The organism is Pseudorhizobium banfieldiae, from assembly GCF_000967425.1.
GTDB lineage: Bacteria > Pseudomonadota > Alphaproteobacteria > Rhizobiales > Rhizobiaceae > Neorhizobium > Neorhizobium banfieldiae.
Genome location: NZ_FO082820.1, coordinates 1846976 through 1865836, shown reverse-complemented (window position 1 = coordinate 1865836; position 18861 = coordinate 1846976). Strand labels below are relative to the sequence as shown.

The window sequence follows — 18861 nt, the reverse complement described above, 5'->3', positions numbered from 1 at the left end:
CATGATCACAGCGGCGCTGGGCCTTGGGGGAAATATCGGGGATCCGCAAGCTGCGATGGGGGAGGCCTTGCGGGGGCTCAATGGGCGCGACGACTGCGCAGTGTCAGCCGTATCGCGGCTTTACAAGACCCCGCCATGGGGCAAGACCGACCAGGCGGATTTCCTGAACTGTTGCGCTCTGGTGGAGACATCGTTGGGTCCAGAGGCGCTTCTGGATGTCTGCCTGTCGGTGGAACGCAGCATGAAGAGGGAACGGGTCGAGCGTTGGGGACCGAGGACGATCGACATCGACATCCTCACCTTCGGTAACCGCGAAATGGAAACCGAAAGGCTGGCGCTTCCGCATCCTCGGATGGTGGAACGTGCTTTCGTCCTCGTGCCACTCGCAGAAATTGCGCCGCAAATGGTGGTGTCCGGCCAGAGCCTATCGCAATGGCTTCGCAGGACGGATAGTAGCGGCATCCATCCCGCGAGCGAAAACCAGAACTGGTGGCGCGAACGCTAGTCGATCGAGCCCACTGCGATCGAATCGAGGTCGCGGTCGAGAGTCAGCCCGATGACCGGGATCATCTGATCTTCCACCTTGACCGAGATCGTGATGTTCATGGTGTTGGGGTCTCGCAGGCTTGCAACCATGGCCCCGTTCAACTGGGCGCGGTTGATTCCGACCACGACCTTGTCGCCGTTCACGGCACCCGAGACGATATCGAGGCCCTTGCCGTCGGCGCCATCCAGGAACTGGCCCTTGTAACCCTTGCCGTTCTGCGTGATCACGGCAGACATGGGCTGCTTAAAGACGCCAACCCGGCACGTGCCGTCAAGCTTGATGCCGGCTTCAGTGCTGGAAACCGATTGTCCCGTCAGGCTGCAGTTGAACTTGGTGCCTTTGTACTTGCCAGCGACGATCTCGCCCGGACCCTTCCAGGTGCCGGCGACGGACTGGAAGAATGCCTTGTCCCGCGGTGCGGCTGACGCATCGGGCGCCATGGCGGAGTCGGCGACGAAGGCGGCAGCGAGGCCGCCGATCACGGAAAAGATGCGCAGATACATGGTGCTTTCCTAGGCGAGTGCCAGCTCGTTTTCGAGCGTTCACCATAGCTTCGGATTGGTTAATGAGTGGTATCCGCGACGTTCCGGAACGACTATCGCGGTGTGTCGCGGGTATCGTCGTCTCGGCCGAATTGCGCCAGATCACCGAAGAAGTCGCCGACTCCCGGGCGCTTCAGCGCGCGAAACGGCAGCGGTCGGCAGAGGTCCATTGCGGCAATGCCGATGCGCGCGGTGAGGAGCCCGTTTATCACCCCTTCGCCTAGACGCTTTGAGAGCCTTGCGGCGACGCCGTGACCCAGCACCTGCTGTGCCAGACCATCGCCCACCGCAATCGAGCCGGTGACCGCCAGGTGCGCCACGACATCACGCAAGAGGCGAAAGAGGCCGAGCGTTCCTGGCCTGCCGCCGTACAACTCCGCCATGGCACGCACCAGCCGCGACACCTCGAAGACGACATAGGCAAGATCGACGATGGCGCGAGGGCTGACGGCGGTCACGATCGAGACCCGCTTGGAGGCATTGAGGATGAGCGCCCGCGCGCGCCTGTCGAGCGGCGCGAGTAGTTCGCGTTCAGCGAGTTCGATCATCTGCGGTCCGTCGATGATCTCGTCCTTTGTCGCTTCCAGGACGGCCCGTCCCTTGGCCGTCTCCGCCCGGTGCGAAAGGAGGCGGGCGAGAGTTGCCACTACGGCCCTGGCCGGGCCGGGAAGGGGTGCAGTTGCGGCTTCCTCGGCCTCGACCTTCAGTGTCTGGACTGCCGAAAGACGCATGAGGCCGTAGATCTCCCGGCCCACAACGACCGCAACCGCCAACAGCCCGATCGCCAGGGCTGAGAGGGCCGCGTAACCAAGCCAGTCCGAACGAGCGAAGAGGTTCCGTACGACGCTGTCTGCCCAGAGGCCGAAGGCCAGTGAAAGAAAAGTGCCGAACGCGGCAAGTGCGACATTGGCGAAGGAAAAGCGCCTGCGTGTCTTCGGTTCTGCGACGGGAACGTCCCGATCCGCAAGTTCGGGCGGCATCATGAAGGGATCGTCCACCTCCGACGTCAGGAGAACGTTTTCCTCGAAACTTCGCGGCGACCTGCGCAGGGCAGGGGTGGGACGGTGTCCTTCCTCCCCGTCCTCCATGCGAAAGGCGCCGGGGCGGCGTCCGTTGCGGTCCGATGTCGTCATGCGAGTCGATCCCCCAGGAGAAACTGCAGCGCGCGGTCGAGGCGGATATGCGGCACGGACAGCTTGAGGCCGCCGCTCGTCTCCTCCAGTGCGGGAGGGCGGAAGCGGACGAAGTTGATCTCCGGAAACTCCGGCTGGCCGCCGTCGGGCCCTCTGAAGAGAACGTCGGGGCTGACGGGCAGATCGCCGGGGAAGACGGCGGTCTTGCGGAGACCGTCGAACATCTCGGATCCGATCGTTTCGCCCGCCATTGGCGTGCCGACGATGACCGGGAGAACGTGTCCCCCCTCGGTGACCGTCGCCTCGCGCGTGGCCCGCACCGACGCGATGGCCATAACCTCGATTCCGGCTCCCGCCATGCCGATTCGCCTAATCGCGCGATCAACCAGGCGAGCGGTGATGCGCTCCAGCCGGTCATGGCTTTCGTGATGGAGGTGGTCGGCCTTGGTGGCAGCGACAAGCACCTTGTCGATCCGCCGGCCGAGGAGTGACGACAGCAAGCTGTTGGTCCCCGGACGAAAGCAGGCAAGGACATCGCCAAGCGCCCGTTCGAGATCGTGGACCGCCTCCTCGCCACGGTTGATCGCCTGCAGCGCGTCGATCAGCACGATCTGCCGGTCAAGCCGCGCAAAGTGCTCTCTGAAGAAGGGCTTCACGACGACCGATTTGTAGGCCTCAAAACGCCGTTCCATCATCGCCCGAAGCGAACCCTTCGGTGCGCGCTCTTCCGGGACATGGGGCAGCGGCGAGAAGGTGAGGGCAGGTGAACCGTCGAGATCCCCGGGCATCAGGAACCGGCCGGGCGGCAAGGTCGAAAGCGATCGCTCGTCTGATTTGCAGGCCTTCAGGTAGGCAGCGAAGGCTTCGGAGAGACGGCGCGCAGCCATCTCGTCGCCGGGTGCCTCCGCGTCGACGCTTTCCGCCAGGGCGAGCCACTCTCTGGAAAGCTCCGCGCGGACGCCGCTCCGTGCCAGGCTGACCGTGTTGGTGCTGAATGTGCGGTAATCCTGAGCGAGAAGCGGCAGGTCAAGCAGCCACTCGCCCGGATAGTCTACGATGTCGAGGGAGAGGCGGCCGCGCGAGAACATCCGGCTCCACCCGCTGGCGCTCTGGTAATCCAGGGTGATGCGCAGTTCGGAAATGGCGCGCGTCGAGTCCGGCCATACCCTCTCCCTGACAAGTGCCTGTATGTGATCCTCATACTGGAAGCGAGGGATTGCGTCGTCTGGTTGCGGCTCCAGCCGCACGCGCGAGACGCGGCCGGAGCGGACGGGCTCGAACAGGGGCAACGGCCCACCATTTAGAAGATTGTGGACCAGCGAGGAGATGAAGACGGTCTTGCCGGCCCGCGAGAGGCCAGTGACGCCGAGTCGGATCGAAGGGTTCACCAGGGAAGAGGCCCTGTCTCCGAGATTGTCCAGAGCGATTCGTGCGTCGTCAGTGAGGCTGGTCAGCGAAGGCGGCAAAATCACATCCCCTTGTTTTCGCCTATATAGGCGCCTGATGCCGGGGATGAAAGCAGGCTCCTGTGTCAGGCGGTCAGGAAGTCCGTCAGGGTCCAGTGGCGCTCATGAGAGGCCGCGGGGCGTTCGAGTACGGCAAGCCCGGCCGTCGGGTAGCCGGTCGGGATCGCGGCCGCGGTGGTATCGGCACCAGCGAGCTTCTCAAATACCTCCTCAATCGTCGGGTTGTGACCGATGAACATCATGGATTCGGCTTCGGTCGAAGACGCGATAATTTCGAGATAGACATCGAGCGGGGCGTTGTAGAGTTCGTCGATGAACACCAATTCCAGGTCCTGATCGAGGGCACGTCGTATCGCTTCAGCGGTCTGACGGCAGCGCAGGGCGGTTGAACTGATAACCCGCGCGGGCCTGTAGCCCCGATCCAGGGCCTTCTCCGCCACGATTTCGGCTTCCGCATAGCCCTCGTCGTCCAGCGGCCTGTCGAAATCCCGTTCACCGGGCTGCGCCCAGGCAGACCTTGCATGACGCAGCAGATAAACGCGGGTGAGGGGCTGGGAGATCATGTTCATCGATGGCCTGAGGAGCGGTTCAGTCGATGGGTAACCGTGGGGAAGAACGACGTCAACCATGACCATGGTCGGCAACGTAATGGTGGGGCGGGAGGCAAGTGAGAGAGTAGATGGTCGAGGCTTCAAAGAATAAACTGGTTAAATCCTAGGCTCTTAGCCCAATATTGCGACAGTTTTAAAAATTGCCGTAAAGCACCCAACAGGCTTGAACCGCAGTAGCCGATTGGGATATAGAGCCCGCCTTGAGATGTTCTTCGGGAGAATCGCGTTGAGTGAGAAGATCGATCTTAGCAATTATGTCCTCTCGGAAGACGATGAGTTCATGAATGCGAACCAGAGGGCGTATTTCAGGGCGAAGCTGATCGCCTGGAAGAACGACATCCTCAGGGAGGCGCGCGAGACGCTGGACCATCTCGCGGAAGAAAGTGCAAACCATCCGGATCTCGCCGATCGGGCCTCTTCGGAGACCGACAGGGCGATCGAACTACGCGCTCGCGACCGGCAGCGAAAGTTGATCTCCAAGATCGACGCCGCCTTGCAGCGCATCGAAGACGGCACCTACGGCTTCTGCGAGGAAACCGGCGAGCCGATCGGCCTCAAGCGTCTTGATGCCCGTCCGATTGCGACATTGTCGATCGAGGCCCAGGAGCGCCATGAGCGCCGCGAGAAGGTCTATCGCGACGAATAGGTAGCTTCACCATTGCATGAGACAACTGGGCGTGGGTAACCGCGCCCGTTCTTGTGTCCGCTATAGATTACTGTGAAACAAAAGGGAAGCGTACCTGCGGGCTCAGCCTCCGGTGACGCTCATATGGCGTGGCACGGCCGGGCGATTGTTGCGGTCGATGATGAAATCGTGCCCTTGAGGCTTACGCAGGATTGCCTCGTCGATAGCGGCGGAAAGATAGGCATCGTCGTCGGAGGCTCGTAACGCCGTGCGCAGGTCCGCGGCGTCGTTCTGTCCGAGGCACATGTAGAGTGTGCCCGTGCAGGTGAGGCGGACCCGATTGCAGCTTTCGCAGAAATTGTGGGTCATCGGGGTGATGAAGCCCAGTCGGCCGCCAGTTTCCGCGACCTCAACGTAGCGCGCTGGCCCGCCGGTCTTGAACGGAATGTCGTTCAGCGTGAACTGCTGCTCGAGATCGGCCCGCAGCTTCGAGAGCGGCAGATAGCGGTCCGTACGATCTTCCTCGATCTCGCCCATCGGCATGGTCTCAATCACTGTCAGATCCATGCCGCGTTCATGGGCCCAGCGCAGCATGCTCGGGATTTCGTGCTCGTTGAAGCCCTTGAGAGCAACCGCGTTGAGCTTGATCCTTAGCCCCGCCTTCTGCGCAGCCTCGATACCGTCCAGCACCCGATCGAGCTCACCCCAGCGCGTGATGGTCCGAAACTTGTCTGCGTCTAGCGTATCGAGCGATACGTTGATGCGCCGCACGCCGCAGTCGTACAGTTCCGATGCGTGGCGGGCGAGTTGCGAACCATTGGTCGTCAGGGTCAGTTCGTCGAGATGTCCCGCCTCGATATGGCGGCCCTGCGCGCGTACCAGGTGCATGATATTCTTGCGCACCAGCGGCTCGCCGCCGGTCAGTCGCAGCTTGCGCACGCCCTTGGCGATGAAGGCGGAACAGAGCCGGTCCAGCTCCTCCAGCGTCAGCAGGTCCTTCTTCGGCAGGAAGGTCATGTTCTCCGCCATGCAATAGGTGCAGCGGAAGTCGCATCGATCGGTCACCGACACCCGCAGATAGGTGACGGCGCGGCCGAACGGGTCGATCATCGGCCCTGCCGCGGTTGCAAGCGGGCGGGCATTGCCGAGTGGTCCTGCCAGTGTATTCACAGCTTGTCCTCCTGAAGGGACAAAGTGGGCGGCTATGCCAGTTGCGTCAAGAGGGCGAGCGCCGCTTGCGGAGGAACGGATCAGCCTCTAGTTCTCGATAGATTATCGTATGGAGCCTCAAAAACATGACCGAAATCTGGCCCACCGAACTGCGCGTTTCGAAGGACCGCCGGGTTCTGCATGTCACCTTCAACGATCAGGCCTCCTATCCGCTCCCGGCCGAGATGCTTCGGGTGCTGTCGCCCTCGGCCGAGGTCCAGGGGCATGGACCGGGGCAGAAGGTCACCGTCCCCGGCAAGCGGGACGTGACCATCGGCAGCCTTACGCCGACGGGCAATTACGCGGTGCGGATCGGGTTCGACGACGGTCACAGCAGCGGCATCTACACATGGTCCTATCTCCGCCAGCTCGGGCAGGAAGGCGGCACGCTCTTCGCCGACTACGAGCGCGAGCTGGAGACGAAGGGCCTCAGCCGCGACCCGCTGCAGCCAAGGCGCTGAGCGCTAGCCGTCGCCTTGATCATCCCCCATCTCCGACTGAAGTGCGGCTACGACGCGCTCCATGTTGGCGCCTATGGCTAGGCACTCCTCAATGGGGGTTGCAGACAGGATGCTGTTAATCAGCGCGGTTTGGATTCGCATTCCTTCTTCCGTCACCCGCCGGCCCTCCTTCGTGAGAAAGAGGCGCAGGACGCGCTTGTCCCGTTTGTCTCCGCGGCGTTCGATCAGTCCACGGCGTTCCAGCTGGGGCAAGGTCATGCTGACGTTGGATCGTCCGACAAGCAGCTTGTGAGCCAGTTCCTGCTGGGAGATGCCTTCAAAGCGAAAAAGGTTGACGAGAATATCCAGATGCGGCGGCTTGATGTCGAGCGGTGACAAATCGCGCGCCAGCGCCGACTGCATCAGCTGGCAGGCTCGGGCAACGGCGATCCAGCTCTTGAACCGTGGGTGGTCCCAGGGAAGGGATTGATCTTTGTTCATTCTTGTACTTTATTGTTCAGCATTGAACATAATGAAGGTGCTCCACCATGACACCGATTGCACTCAAGGTCATCCGTCCTGTTATCAGCGTCGGCAGCAGATATGCACCCCAGGTGACGGCGCGCCTTGCATTCGAACTGTTCTGTCGCACGCCACCGCGCCGGCCGGCTGGGCCGAAGGCTCGCCAGGTCCACGCTCAGGGCCGCCAACGGCTTGATGCTGCCAAGACCATGCCGTTTCGAGTGGGGAAGGCAAGAGTAATGGCGTATCTTTTCGCAGGTCAGCATAGGGAGGCGAGCAAGCGGTTTCTGGTCGTTCATGGCTGGGGCTCATCGGCCGCCTATATCTCGTCGCTGGCGGCAGGGCTTGCGTCGACGGGTGCCGAGGTTGTCGTTCTGGATCTTCCCGGCCATGGACACTCGAGCGGACGACACCTCAACATCCGCATGGCCGTAGAGGCGATCGTTGAAGCGGAGAGGCGATTCGGACCGTTCGATGGTGCGGTGGGACACTCCTTTGGAGGAGCCAGTCTGGTACTTGCAGCCGGCGGCATCATGCCTGACGCCGGACAATTCAACCCGGGCCGAATGGCCGTGATCGGGGCACCCAGCAGAATCGAGTGGCTTTTCGACGGATTCTCCGATTTCGTCGGCCTCAGCGAGTCGATGCGCCGGAACCTCGTGCGCCATGCCGAGACAGTGGCGGGTGCGGCCTTATCCGAATTCGACGGCGTTCCAATCGCGCAGAGGCTGTGCAAGCCGTTGCTCGTCGTCCACGCAGAAGACGACAAGGAGGTCGATCCGGAGCATGCACGGCGCTACACCGCGGTGCCGTCGGCAAGAGTTCACTGGGCGAATGGTTATGGCCATCGCAGGATCATCAGCGCACCGGAGGTGATAGGGGTCGTGGCGACGTTTCTCACCGACGTTCAAGGCGAGGATAGCCGCAACTCTGCCACGTGACGTTGATTGCCCCGATCTGCCGTCGTAACGTCCATGGCGGGTTACCCAGACAGGAGATGCGGCAGAATGACGATCATCCGGACGATCGAAGACCTTCGACAGATCTACGCCGACGTGACCGAAGCCTCGGTCGCCAAGGTCACGGGGATGCTGACGCCGGAATATCGTTCGATGATCGAAGCTTCGCCGTTCATGGCTCTGGCGACGGTAGGCCCTGAGGGGCTGGATTGCTCGCCGCGGGGCGACACCGGGAACTGCGTCCGCGTTCAGGACTCGAAAACGCTTCTCATGCCTGACTGGCGCGGCAACAACCGTGTCGATTCGCTGATGAACATCATCCGGGACCCGAGGGTGGCGCTGATGTTCCTCATTCCCGGGTCAAACACGGCGATGCGTGTCAACGGTTCGGCCGTCGTATCCGTCGAGCCGTCGCTGCTGGAGAGCTTTGAGACGGACGGGCATCATCCCCGCTCGGTGATCGTGATCACGATCGGTGAAGTCTACTTTCAGTGTGCGAGAGCGATCATGCGGGCACAACTCTGGAACGCCGAGAGGTTCGTTGATCCGGCGACCTTGCCGAGCGCCGGCGCAATGCTGAAAGCCGCGAAGGCGGGTTTCGATCAGGCGACTTATGACCGCGAATGGGCGGGACGCGCGGCGGCCACAATGTGGTAGCCTGTCCAGTGGCCCTCACAGACCTTCAGTTGCGATAGATGAGCCAGTTCTTGGCTGCATAGTCCCTACGCATTACTTCGTCGAAAAATACGGTTCTGTTTCGGCCGTTGTGCTTGGCGTGATAGAGTGCAGCGTCGGCATTGGCGTAGAGCTGGTTGGGGTTTTCGGCCTGAGCTGCCATTGAATAGCCCAATGATATGGTGATCGGACCATATTGGACGCCTGAACGGGAGTTGCGGAAGCTGCGGGTCTCGAGCGCGCAGCGAACCCGCTCGCAGATCAGCATGACTTCATCGGCCGTATTGCCTTCCACGATGACCGCAAACTCCTCACCGCCGGTACGGGCGACGAACAGATCCTTGCGCACATTCGCGCGAATCACTGAGGCGACGGTGGCGAGGATCTTGTCTCCCACCGGATGGCCGAAATTGTCATTTATGTTCTTGAAGTTGTCGATATCGGCCAGCACCAGCGCGGTGACCTTCAGGTTGCCGGTGCTGTCGAAAATCGACGCCAGCTTGTCGTCGAAGGCCCGCCGGTTCGAAAGACGCGTCAGCGAATCGGTGTTGGCGATCCGCTTGTACTCGTCCAATTCCTTTCGGACCTGATCCATTTCGATGGAATGCTCGGCAACGGTGTCGGCAGTCCGCTCCCCATGGGCCATCGTGTCGGTGGTAGCGGAGGTGAGAAGTGCAATGGCGTTGCGGATGATATCGTTGGAGAAGTTGGCCTTGCTGTTGATGCGGGTGGCCGTTTCACCGAGGAGCTTGGTATAGCTTTCCATCGACTGCTGCTCGCGCCGCAGCAGGCGCAGGAGGTTCTCGAGTTCGACAAGAAGCTTTCCGTGAGCCCTCTCGATTACCTCCACCTGGCCGGTTCCGAGATACTGGCTCGAAATCGCGTCCAGTTCCTCCTGGGTCGCGCTGCTGCCGAGCGCAGCAAGTTGCTGCGTCAGAGACGTATTCGAGCCGATATAGGCTTCGTAGAACAACTGATAATTGCGAGGGATAGGGGCGACGCCCATTGCTCGCAATGCGTAGATGATCTGGCCAACTACATCGTTCGCTTGCGCCTTCTGCGCAGTCGTTGTCATCAAACCCCCCACGTGTTCCCCAACACTTTAGTAGGAATGCTTTATATCAAATCTATCGGAAAACAATTAAGGAGTCGCTCAAAATTAAGCGGCTCCTTAAAAAGCAGATTCGGTGCGCCCAGCCGTTCACTGCCCGGCCGGGCCTTTTATTATTGATGAAGGCGTTCGTACCTCAACGTGGTCCGATCATGTTCTCAGGACGCACGTACTGGTCGAATTCTTCATTCGTCAGGTATCCACCGCCGACAGCTTCTTCGCGCAACGTCGTCCCGTTCTTGTGGGCGGTCTTGGCGATCTTGGCGCAGGTGTCGTAGCCGAGGCGCGTGTTGAGGGCGGTAACGAGCATCAGCGAGTTCTCGACGCCGCGCTTGATGTTGTCCTCGCGCGCCTCGATGCCAACAACGCAGTTGTCGGTGAAGGAGACCGCCGCATCGCCGAGAAGCTGTACCGACTGCAGGAAATTGTAGGCCATCATCGGGTTGTAGACATTCAGTTCGAAATGGCCCTGGCTGCCGGCGAAGGTGATCGCCGCGTGGTTGCCGAAGATGTGGGCGCAGACCTGCGTCATCGCCTCCGACTGCGTGGGGTTCACCTTGCCGGGCATGATCGACGAGCCGGGTTCGTTTTCGGGCAATGCCAGTTCGCCGAGGCCTGCGCGCGGCCCGGAGCCGAGGAAACGGATGTCGTTGGCGATCTTGAAGAGGGCCGCTGCAGCCGCATTGATTGCGCCATGGGCGAAGACCATCGCATCATGGGCGGCGAGGGCCTCGAACTTGTTCGGCGCGCTGACAAAGGGCACGCCGGTGATCCGGGCGATTTCCTCGGCAACTTTCTCGGCAAAGCCCACCGGTGCGTTCAGCCCCGTTCCGACCGCGGTGCCGCCTTGGGCGAGCTCGTAGAGGCCAGGCAGCGTCAGTTCGATGCGCTTGATGGCGGAAGCGACCTGCGCGGAATAGCCGGAGAATTCCTGGCCGAGCGTCAGGGGCGTCGCATCCTGTGTATGGGTGCGGCCGATCTTGATGATGTGCGAGAAGGCCTTGACCTTGTCTTCAAGCGCGGCGTGAAGCTGCTTCAGAGCCGGGATCAGGTGGCGAACAATCTGCTCCGCGCAGGCGATGTGCATGGCCGTCGGATAGGTGTCGTTGGAAGACTGGCTCATGTTGACGTGGTCATTGGGATGCACAGGCTTCTTAGAGCCCATGGTGCCGCCCAGCATCTCGATCGCGCGATTGGAGATGACCTCGTTGGCGTTCATGTTTGACTGGGTGCCTGAGCCGGTCTGCCATACGACGAGCGGAAAATGATCGTTGAGCTTGCCGTCGATCACTTCCTGGGCGGCTTCGATGATTGCCTTGCCCAGCCCCTGGTCGAGGCCCCCCAGTTCCATGTTGGCACGGGCAGCGGCCTGCTTGACGATCCCGAGCGCGCGGATGACGGAGGCTGGCTGCTTTTCCCAGCCAATCTTGAAGTTGCCAAGCGAGCGCTGCGCCTGCGCGCCCCAATAGCGATCGCCGTCGACGTTAATCGGTCCAAAGGTATCGGTTTCGGTGCGGGTGGATGACATGGTTCTGCCTCTGCTGCGCTGGGTGGTAGCGCCGGAGTTATTCGACAAAACACTGTCGCGCAAGGCCAGCCGCTGGATTGTATACCAATGTCGGACCAGTCGGGATGTCCGTGAAACGATCATGGAGCCGCCGACCCGCGTGCCATTTTTGACACGACGCCGAGGTTTCAGCCGAGTGAGCGACGTGAAAGGTGGCGGGTCGATTCTGATGAATAAAAAATTAACGAATGGTTTCCTAGCCTTGCCGCATGGAGCGACTCATGCGCGGTTGGCCGGTGCGACCAGTCACGGAGCCGGGCGTTTCCTTTTCATTTTTGATGCGATCCGGTAGACCGGTGAGCGAAACCGCCTAAGGGCCGAACCCAGCCGACGGGGACAGAATTGCAGACCATATCCAGAAGAGCACCTATCGCCCTCGCAGTTGTTTCTGCAGTGGCTACCCTCTGCGCACACTCATCACCGGCACAGGCGATTACCCTCCTGGACATCATCAGGGGTGGACCGGCCAATCGCGCGCCGGTCTACAATGATCGCCTGCCGGGGGTGGAAACGCGCGAGCGGCGGGTCGATCCGCAGCCACTGCCGAAGGTGACTGGCCCGAAATACCACGCTTACAAGCCGGATGCCGTTCGCGCCGTTCGAACCACTGGCTTTGCTGTAGCAGGAAATGATGCAAGTCCTTTTGCCGATGCGAAAGTATCGGCGTCCGAGGACGTGGCTGCCGCGATCGAATCCTTCTACGGGAAGAACGCCACGCCGCTCTGGGTCTCCAATGGTGACCTCAACCGCAAGGCACAGGCCGTCATCGAGCTGTTCGAACGTGCCGACACCTACGGCCTGGATCCGGCGGATTATCGCCTCACGGTTCCCGAATTGCTGACAGCCAGCACCGAGCCGGTCTCCGCGACGATGTCCGACGGTATGGCCGCGGTTCCCGGCGACGGTCACCGCAGATCGCTCATGCAGTTCGAGCTCGATCTTTCAGCAAGTGTTTTGCGCTTCGCTGAGGACATGGTCCGTGGCCGCCTCGACCCTAACCGCATCTCCGATTACCACGACTTCAAGCGCAAGGACGTGAAGCTGGCATTCGTGTTGCCATTCGTGCGGGCCGAGGAGAACCCGGCCGCCTATCTGGAGGGGCTTGCCCCGCAGAGCCCGCAGTTCGTGGCGTTGAAGGCGGAGCTTGCCCGGCTGAAGGCGAAGGTCTCGGATCGGGACCAGAGAATCGAACTGCCGGATGATCTGCTGCTCAAGCCGGGCGCCGACAACCCCGCGGTGGCTGGGGTTGTCGCTGCTATCCGGGAGATCGCGTCGGAGGAGCTGACCTCCGCCCATGCTGAGACCCTCTCCGGCTATCAGGAGGCCGGAAAGTACACGCCGGAGCTTGTCGAGATCGTGAAGGCCTTCCAGAAGGAAGTGGGGCTGAAGCCTGACGGGGTTGTAGGGCGTGCCACCGTCAGGGCGCTCGTCGGTCACAGCGACGAGGCAAAGATCGAGAAACTCGTCATCGCGATGGAGCAGGCGCGCTGGCTGCCGACGGAACTGGGTAAACGGTACGTCTTCATCAACCAGCCTGCATACATGGCCTACTATCATGAAGATGGCGACGAGCAGTTCTCGATGCGCGTCGTGGTGGGCTCCAAGAGCAACCAGACCTACTTCTTCCAGGACGAGATCGAGACCGTCGAGTTCAACCCATACTGGGGCGTCCCGCAGTCGATTATCATCAACGAGATGCTTCCGCACCTGCGCTCCGATCCATCCTATCTCGATCGGATGGGTTACCAGGTCGAGGTCAATGGCCGGCCGGTGTCTTCCTCGAGCGTGAACTGGTATGGCTCGACACAGTCAATTGCGGTGCGTCAGCCGCCCTCCAGCGACAATGCGCTCGGCGAACTGAAGATCCTGTTCCCGAACGCCCATGCGATCTACATGCATGACACGCCTTCGAAGAGCTATTTCCAGCGCGATACCCGTGCGCTCAGCCATGGCTGCATCCGTTTGGCCGAGCCGCGCAAGATGGCCGCGGCGGTTCTGGGTGTGACCGAGCAGGAGATCGGGAGCCGTATCGCCGGCGGGCGCAACAAGGGAGAAAAGGTGACCGCAAAGATCCCGGTCTACGTCTCCTATTTCACCGCCTGGCCGGACAAGGACGGGGTCGTCGAGTATTTCGACGATGTCTACGATCGCGACGCAGCCACCCTGAAGGCGATGGCCGCGAACACCAAGGCGAGGACTTCCTGAAGCGCTTGAGTGTCTTTGGAGGGCGGCCTAATGCCGCCCTTTTCACGCTGGGACGGATCTCATTGAAGTGTGAGTATCGCGTGATAGCAGCCGCCTGACGAGTTCGTCGGTAAGCTCGGAAAAATGAGTCATGACATGGTCCGGCTGAAGGTCCTCGACTGGGACGTCAGAGTAGCCGAATGTCACGGCGATCGAGGGAATTCCAGCGTTGCGGGCGGCCAATATGTCGTTGATGCTGTCGCCGATCATCACAGCCGCCTCCGGTCGAGCGCCGGCCTTCTCGATCGTGCCCAGAAGGTGACCGGCATCGGGCTTGCGAACGGGGAAGGTGTCGCCGCCTGTTACCGTCACAAAACGATCCGACAGACCAAGCTTGCCGATCAACGGGATCGCCAGTTCCTCCAACTTGTTGGTACAGACGGCGAGGCGCATCCCTGCCTCCTCCAACCGCTCCATCGCCTCGATCAATCCGGGGTAGGGGCGGCTGGCACCCGGCATTTCCGCTTTGTAGTGGGCGAGAAAACGCTGGAGGAGGGGTTCTGCCGCCTCGTCGCTGAGCGGCTGCCCACGCAGTTCGAAGGCGCGACGAATCATGACGCGCGCGCCTTGGCCGACGAGATGGGTCAGGTCGGCATAGGTGACAGGTTCGAGGTCAGCAGCTGCGATCGTATGGTTGAGGCTGGCAACGAGATCCGGTGCGGTGTCGATAAGAGTGCCATCGAGGTCAAAGATCACCAGGGGAGCCGTCATGAATGCCTCTTAGCGGATTTTCTTGAAGAGAGGGCTTAGGACAGGACGATCGCTAAAGCAAATGGCAACCTTGCAATGGCCCTTTTCCTTCCGAGGGTGGCCGTGTAAACAGCAACGGCGAAACAAAGGGGAGCATCTGGCGCATGGACGCCCGACAAATGAAGATCAAGGCGGCGGAAGCGGCATTGGCCCATGTGGAGCACGGCATGCGCCTCGGCATTGGCACCGGATCCACCGCCGAAGAATTCGTAAGGCTTCTGGCGGAGAAGGTGGCTGAAGGCCTGGAAGTCCAGGGTGTGCCTACGTCCGAACGTACGGCGCGCCTCTGCCTCGATCTCGGCGTTCCGTTGAAGTCGCTGGACGAGCTGCCGGAACTGGATCTCACCATTGATGGTGCGGACGAGGTCGATGGTCGGTTGCAGCTTATCAAGGGCGGCGGCGGTGCCCTTCTGCGCGAGAAGATTGTCGCGGCTGCATCCTCACGGATGATCGTCATCGCCGATGAGACCAAGGTGGTCGAGATGCTGGGCGCTTTCCCGCTGCCGATCGAAGTCAATCCATTCGGATTGGTGGCAACCCGGATCGCGATCGACAAGCTCGCAGAGCGGCTGGGCCTCATCGGTGAAATTCGCCTGCGTGGAAGCGCCGACGACACCTTCACGACGGATGGCGGGCACCATATTCTGGACGCATCTTTTGGCCGTATTCCTGATGCAGAGGCTCTCGCAAGTCAGCTGAATTCCATCCCGGGTGTGGTGGAGCACGGGCTGTTCATCAATCTAGCGTCTTTCGCCATCATCGCCGGCGAGAACGGGGTACGGACGCTCAAGGCACAATGAAAGACAGGAGCACTATTTTCATGACCAAGTTTGCGGGTTTCCGACGCGCGGCCGCTCTTGCCGTGCTTGTCGCGGGCAGCATGGCGGCGCCGCTCCAGGCGCAGGAGATTTCCGAGGAGCATCTGGCCGCAGCCCGCGAAGCCATCGCCTCGATCAACGCAACCGACCGCTACGACAACATCCTGCCGGGTCTTGCGGAAGGGTTGAAGGCGCAGTTCATCCAGGCCTCGCCGAATTTCCAGGAGCAGATTTCTGCGACCGTCGATCAGCAGGCTCTTGAGCTCGCACCTCGCCGTGCCGACCTCGAGCGTGAAGCGGCCACGATCTACGCCAAGGCCTTCACTCTCGACGAGTTGAAGGCGATTTCTTCCTTCTACGCCACCGAAGCCGGGAAGAAGCTCCTTACCAACGGCCCGCTTGTCTCCCGCGAATTGGCCAAGGCAGCCGAGATCTGGGCAAACGGCATATCCCGGGACCTGAACAACCAGAGCACGGCGGCTCTGCGCGACATCATTGACGCCGTCCCTGCGGCTACGCCGCCGGCCGCCGAGGGCGGGGCGTCGGCTGCTGCCGAAGGAGCAGCAGAACAGCCGCAATTGCAGTTGCAACTTCCGCCGCAATAAGCGCACCCACCGTTCCCAATCCCAAGCCCGGAGCAATCCGGGCTTTTGCTTTCCCGGTATCCCCCTTATATGGGCGGCGTGCCACTTGACGAAGGAGCCTCCGATGACCGCTTTCGACTATGACCTGTTCGTCATCGGCGGTGGTTCGGGAGGTGTTCGTGCCGGGCGGCTCGCTGGTTCGCTCGGCAAGAAGGTAGCGGTCGCGGAAGAATATCGCTTCGGCGGCACCTGCGTCATCCGCGGCTGCGTTCCGAAGAAGCTCTTCGTCTACGCCTCGCAATTCCCGGAGCATTTCGAGGATTCGGTCGGCTTTGGCTGGCAGTTTGGTGAAACGAGCTTCGACTGGAAGAGGCTGGTTGCGGCCAAGGACCGCGAGATCTCGCGGCTCGAGGGTATCTATCGGCGCAACCTAGAAAATGCCGGTGTCGAGGTGCTGGGGACGCGGGCTGAGCTTGTCGATGCTCACACGATACGTCTGGTTACCACCGGCAAAACGGTGACCGCAGAGAAGATCGTCATCGCGACTGGCGGATCGGCCAATCCGCATGCGGCGCTTCCTGGGCACGAGCTTTGCATCACCTCAAATGAGGCGTTCGATCTGCCGGAACTGCCACGGTCAATCCTGATCGCCGGCGGCGGTTATATCGCCGTCGAGTTCGCCAACATCTTCCACGGGCTCGGGGTGGACACGACGCTGATCTACCGTGGCAAGGAGATCCTCTCGCGCTTTGACCGCGACATGCGCCAAGGCCTGCATCGCGCGATGGAGGAAAAGGGCATCCGGATCATCTGCACCGACATCATCGAGGAAGTACGGAAGGCGCCGGCCGGCGGCTTGGTCGCACATACACTTGAAGGGCAGGCACTTGCCGTCGATACGGTCATGCTGGCTCTTGGCCGTGACCCGAACACGGAGGGACTCGGTCTGGAGGCAGCCGGTGTAGAGGTGAACGAAAAGGGAGCAATTATTGTCGATGAATACTCCCGCACGAACGTGCCGCATATCTATGCCCTTGGAGATGTCACCGACCGGGTACAGCTGACGCCGGTGGCGATCCACGAAGCCATGTGCTTCATCGAGACCGAGTTCAAGAACAATCCGACAAAGCCGGATCACGAGCTGATCGCGACGGCCGTTTTCTCACAGCCTGAGATCGGCACAGTCGGACTGTCAGAGGAAGAAGCCTGCCGGCGCTATCCGGAAATCGAGGTCTACCGCGCCGAATTCCGCCCGATGAAGGCGACCCTGTCTGGGCGCGCGGAGAAGATGATCATGAAGCTGGTCGTCGATGCTGCCAGTCGCAAGGTCGTCGGGGCTCACGTGCTCGGCCACGAAGCGGGCGAGATGGCGCAGTTGCTTGGAATTTCGCTCAAGGCTGGCTGCACGAAGGATGATTTCGACCGGACGATGGCCGTCCATCCCACCGCGGCAGAGGAACTGGTAACCATGTATCAGCCCAGCTATCGCATCCGCAATGGCGAGCGCGTGTGAGGTCTTCCGACTGACATAGGCAGTTCGCCCGCCTGATGCAGTGGCGCTAAAATGCTAGGCAAGGGCAGCCGGAAGAGTTATAAGCCGCCGCAAAATCGAGAACGGAAAGCCCGGCGCCAGCGCCGCGGCGATGACAGGTGAGCGAAATGGCACAGAACTGGACCCCGAGCACTTGGCGGCAGAAACCGATCCAGCAGGTCCCGGACTATCCGGATGCCGCTGCATTGGCCGCGACGGAAGCGCAGCTCACCACTTTTCCGCCGCTGGTCTTCGCGGGTGAGGCCCGTCGCCTCAAGAAGCACCTTGCCAATGTCGCTGAGGGCAACGGCTTCCTGCTGCAGGGCGGCGACTGCGCCGAGAGCTTCATGGAGCACGGGGCGGACACGATCCGTGACTTCTTCCGTGCCTTCCTGCAAATGGCTGTTGTGCTGACCTTCGGGGCACAGCAGCCGGTGGTTAAGGTCGGCCGGATCGCTGGCCAGTTCGCCAAGCCGCGCTCTTCCAACATCGAGAAGCAGGGCGACGTCGAACTGCCGAGCTACCGCGGTGACATCATCAACGGCATCGAGTTCAATCCCGAAGCCCGCATTCCGAACCCTGAGCGGCAACTGATGGCATATCGCCAGTCGGCCGCGACGCTGAACCTGCTGCGCGCCTTCGCGATGGGTGGCTATGCGAATCTCGAAAACGTCCACCAGTGGATGCTGGGCTTCGTGAAGGATTCGCCGCAGGGCGAGCGCTACAAGAAGCTGGCGGACCGCATCAGCGAGACCATGGATTTCATGAAGGCGATCGGCATCAGCGCCGACAACAATCCGAGCCTTCGCGAGACCGATTTCTTCACCAGCCATGAGGCTCTGCTCCTGGGTTACGAGGAAGCGCTCACGCGCGTCGATTCGACGTCGGGTGACTGGTACGCGACGTCCGGCCACATGATCTGGATCGGCGATCGGACCCGTCAGGCAGATCACGCGCATGTGGAGTATTGCCGCGGGATCAAGAACCCGATCGGCTTGAAGTGCGGCCCTTCGCTCCAGCCCGACAACCTGCTGGAATTGATCGACGCGCTGAACCCTTCAAACGAAGCTGGTCGATTGACGCTGATCTGCCGGTTCGGCCATGAGAAGGTGGCGGACCATCTGCCGAAGCTGATCCGCGCGGTGGAACGTGAAGGCCGCAAGGTCGTCTGGTCCTGTGATCCCATGCACGGCAACACGATCACCCTCAACAACTACAAGACCCGACCGTTCGATCGTGTCCTGTCGGAAGTCGAGAGCTTCTTCCAGATCCATCGTGCAGAAGGGACCCACCCCGGTGGTATCCATATCGAGATGACCGGCAAGGACGTCACGGAATGCACCGGCGGAGCGCGCGCGGTCACAGCCGGTGATCTGCAGGATCGATATCACACCCATTGCGATCCCCGCCTGAACGCCGACCAGGCGCTGGAGCTCGCCTTCCTGCTCGCCGAACGGATGAAGACCGGCCGCGACGAGAAGCGGATGGTCGTCAACGGCTGACAGCTTTGACATAGCGAAACGAAAG

Annotated in this window: 20 protein-coding genes; 11 read left to right on the top strand and 9 right to left on the bottom strand. The window is 61.3% G+C overall.

Annotated features, from left to right (window positions below; genetic code table 11):
• Position 1 precedes the first annotated feature (1 nt).
• A complete protein-coding gene (gene folK, locus NT26_RS09215) occupies positions 2-505 on the top strand; it encodes a 2-amino-4-hydroxy-6-hydroxymethyldihydropteridine diphosphokinase (protein WP_052638500.1) in 504 nt (167 codons plus the stop codon).
• Here folK and NT26_RS09210 read toward each other — a convergent pair.
• The 4 genes from NT26_RS09210 to NT26_RS09195 form a co-directional block, all read right to left on the bottom strand.
• Positions 502-1050, bottom strand: coding sequence for a hypothetical protein (locus tag NT26_RS09210; RefSeq protein WP_052638499.1), 549 nt, complete (start codon positions 1048-1050; stop codon positions 502-504). The two genes, folK and NT26_RS09210, sit on opposite strands and share 4 nt — an antisense overlap.
• 92 nt (positions 1051-1142) lie before the next feature.
• Positions 1143-2222, bottom strand: coding sequence for a YcjF family protein (locus NT26_RS09205; protein ID WP_052638498.1), 1080 nt, complete (start codon positions 2220-2222; stop codon positions 1143-1145).
• Positions 2219-3688 (bottom strand): YcjX family GTP-binding protein, encoded by a 1470-nt coding sequence (locus NT26_RS09200; RefSeq protein WP_052642002.1) that lies wholly within the window; start codon positions 3686-3688, stop codon positions 2219-2221. The genes NT26_RS09205 and NT26_RS09200 overlap by 4 nt, the downstream gene beginning before the upstream one ends.
• A 65-nt stretch (positions 3689-3753) precedes the next feature.
• Positions 3754-4257: a SixA phosphatase family protein gene (locus NT26_RS09195; protein ID WP_052638497.1), complete on the bottom strand. Its 504-nt coding sequence runs from the start codon at positions 4255-4257 to the stop codon at positions 3754-3756.
• A 268-nt stretch (positions 4258-4525) separates the two neighbouring features.
• On the opposite strand from NT26_RS09195, the gene dksA reads away from it, so the two are divergent.
• The gene (gene dksA / locus NT26_RS09190; protein ID WP_052642000.1) at positions 4526-4945 is read left to right on the top strand and encodes an RNA polymerase-binding protein DksA; all 420 of its coding nucleotides are present in this window, start codon (positions 4526-4528) and stop codon (positions 4943-4945) included.
• Between the two features lie 102 nt (positions 4946-5047).
• Here the strand turns inward: dksA and moaA are convergent, their stop codons facing one another.
• A complete protein-coding gene (moaA, locus tag NT26_RS09185; protein WP_052638496.1) occupies positions 5048-6094 on the bottom strand; it encodes a GTP 3',8-cyclase MoaA in 1047 nt (348 codons plus the stop codon).
• A gap of 125 nt (positions 6095-6219) precedes the next feature.
• Between moaA and NT26_RS09180 the strand changes: the two genes are divergently transcribed.
• Positions 6220-6594, top strand: coding sequence for a gamma-butyrobetaine hydroxylase family protein (locus tag NT26_RS09180; RefSeq protein WP_052638495.1), 375 nt, complete (start codon positions 6220-6222; stop codon positions 6592-6594).
• 3 nt (positions 6595-6597) lie between these two features.
• Here NT26_RS09180 and NT26_RS09175 read toward each other — a convergent pair whose 3' ends face one another.
• Positions 6598-7074 carry a MarR family winged helix-turn-helix transcriptional regulator gene (locus NT26_RS09175; protein WP_052638494.1) on the bottom strand — a complete coding sequence of 159 codons (477 nt, stop codon included), beginning with the start codon at positions 7072-7074 and terminating at the stop codon, positions 6598-6600.
• 47 nt (positions 7075-7121) lie between these two features.
• On the opposite strand from NT26_RS09175, the gene NT26_RS09170 reads away from it, so the two are divergent.
• Positions 7122-8036 (top strand): alpha/beta fold hydrolase, encoded by a 915-nt coding sequence (locus NT26_RS09170; RefSeq protein ID WP_052638493.1) that lies wholly within the window; start codon positions 7122-7124, stop codon positions 8034-8036.
• A 66-nt stretch (positions 8037-8102) separates the two neighbouring features.
• A complete protein-coding gene (locus tag NT26_RS09165; RefSeq protein WP_052638492.1) occupies positions 8103-8711 on the top strand; it encodes a pyridoxamine 5'-phosphate oxidase family protein in 609 nt (202 codons plus the stop codon).
• 25 nt (positions 8712-8736) lie between these two features.
• On the opposite strand, the gene NT26_RS09160 is transcribed toward NT26_RS09165, so the two are convergent.
• Both NT26_RS09160 and fumC read right to left on the bottom strand, forming a co-directional pair.
• Entirely contained in the window at positions 8737-9807 is a 1071-nt protein-coding gene (locus NT26_RS09160; RefSeq protein ID WP_052638491.1) for a GGDEF domain-containing protein, read from the bottom strand.
• A gap of 169 nt (positions 9808-9976) precedes the next feature.
• Positions 9977-11368 carry a class II fumarate hydratase gene (gene fumC, locus NT26_RS09155; protein WP_052638490.1) on the bottom strand — a complete coding sequence of 464 codons (1392 nt, stop codon included), beginning with the start codon at positions 11366-11368 and terminating at the stop codon, positions 9977-9979.
• Between fumC and NT26_RS22745 the strand changes: the two genes are divergently transcribed.
• The gene (locus NT26_RS22745) at positions 11367-11699 is read left to right on the top strand and encodes a hypothetical protein (protein ID WP_152338597.1); all 333 of its coding nucleotides are present in this window, start codon (positions 11367-11369) and stop codon (positions 11697-11699) included. The genes fumC and NT26_RS22745 overlap by 2 nt on opposite strands.
• A 50-nt stretch (positions 11700-11749) precedes the next feature.
• On the top strand, positions 11750-13612 hold the full coding sequence (locus NT26_RS09150; protein WP_052638489.1) for a L,D-transpeptidase family protein: 1863 nt from the start codon (positions 11750-11752) through the stop codon (positions 13610-13612).
• A 42-nt stretch (positions 13613-13654) separates the two neighbouring features.
• Here NT26_RS09150 and gph read toward each other — a convergent pair whose 3' ends face one another.
• Positions 13655-14362: a phosphoglycolate phosphatase gene (gph, locus tag NT26_RS09145; protein ID WP_052638488.1), complete on the bottom strand. Its 708-nt coding sequence runs from the start codon at positions 14360-14362 to the stop codon at positions 13655-13657.
• A gap of 143 nt (positions 14363-14505) precedes the next feature.
• Between gph and rpiA the strand changes: the two genes are divergently transcribed.
• The 4 genes from rpiA to NT26_RS09125 all read left to right on the top strand — a co-directional run bounded on the left by rpiA (position 14506) and on the right by NT26_RS09125 (position 18836).
• Positions 14506-15201, top strand: a complete 696-nt coding sequence (rpiA, locus tag NT26_RS09140) for a ribose-5-phosphate isomerase RpiA (RefSeq protein ID WP_052638487.1) — start codon at positions 14506-14508, stop codon at positions 15199-15201.
• A gap of 20 nt (positions 15202-15221) precedes the next feature.
• Entirely contained in the window at positions 15222-15824 is a 603-nt protein-coding gene (locus tag NT26_RS09135) for a DUF2059 domain-containing protein (protein WP_052638486.1), read from the top strand.
• A gap of 103 nt (positions 15825-15927) precedes the next feature.
• On the top strand, positions 15928-17316 hold the full coding sequence (gene gor, locus NT26_RS09130; protein WP_052638485.1) for a glutathione-disulfide reductase: 1389 nt from the start codon (positions 15928-15930) through the stop codon (positions 17314-17316).
• A 146-nt stretch (positions 17317-17462) separates the two neighbouring features.
• On the top strand, positions 17463-18836 hold the full coding sequence (locus NT26_RS09125; protein WP_052641998.1) for a class II 3-deoxy-7-phosphoheptulonate synthase: 1374 nt from the start codon (positions 17463-17465) through the stop codon (positions 18834-18836).
• Positions 18837-18861 lie beyond the last annotated feature (25 nt).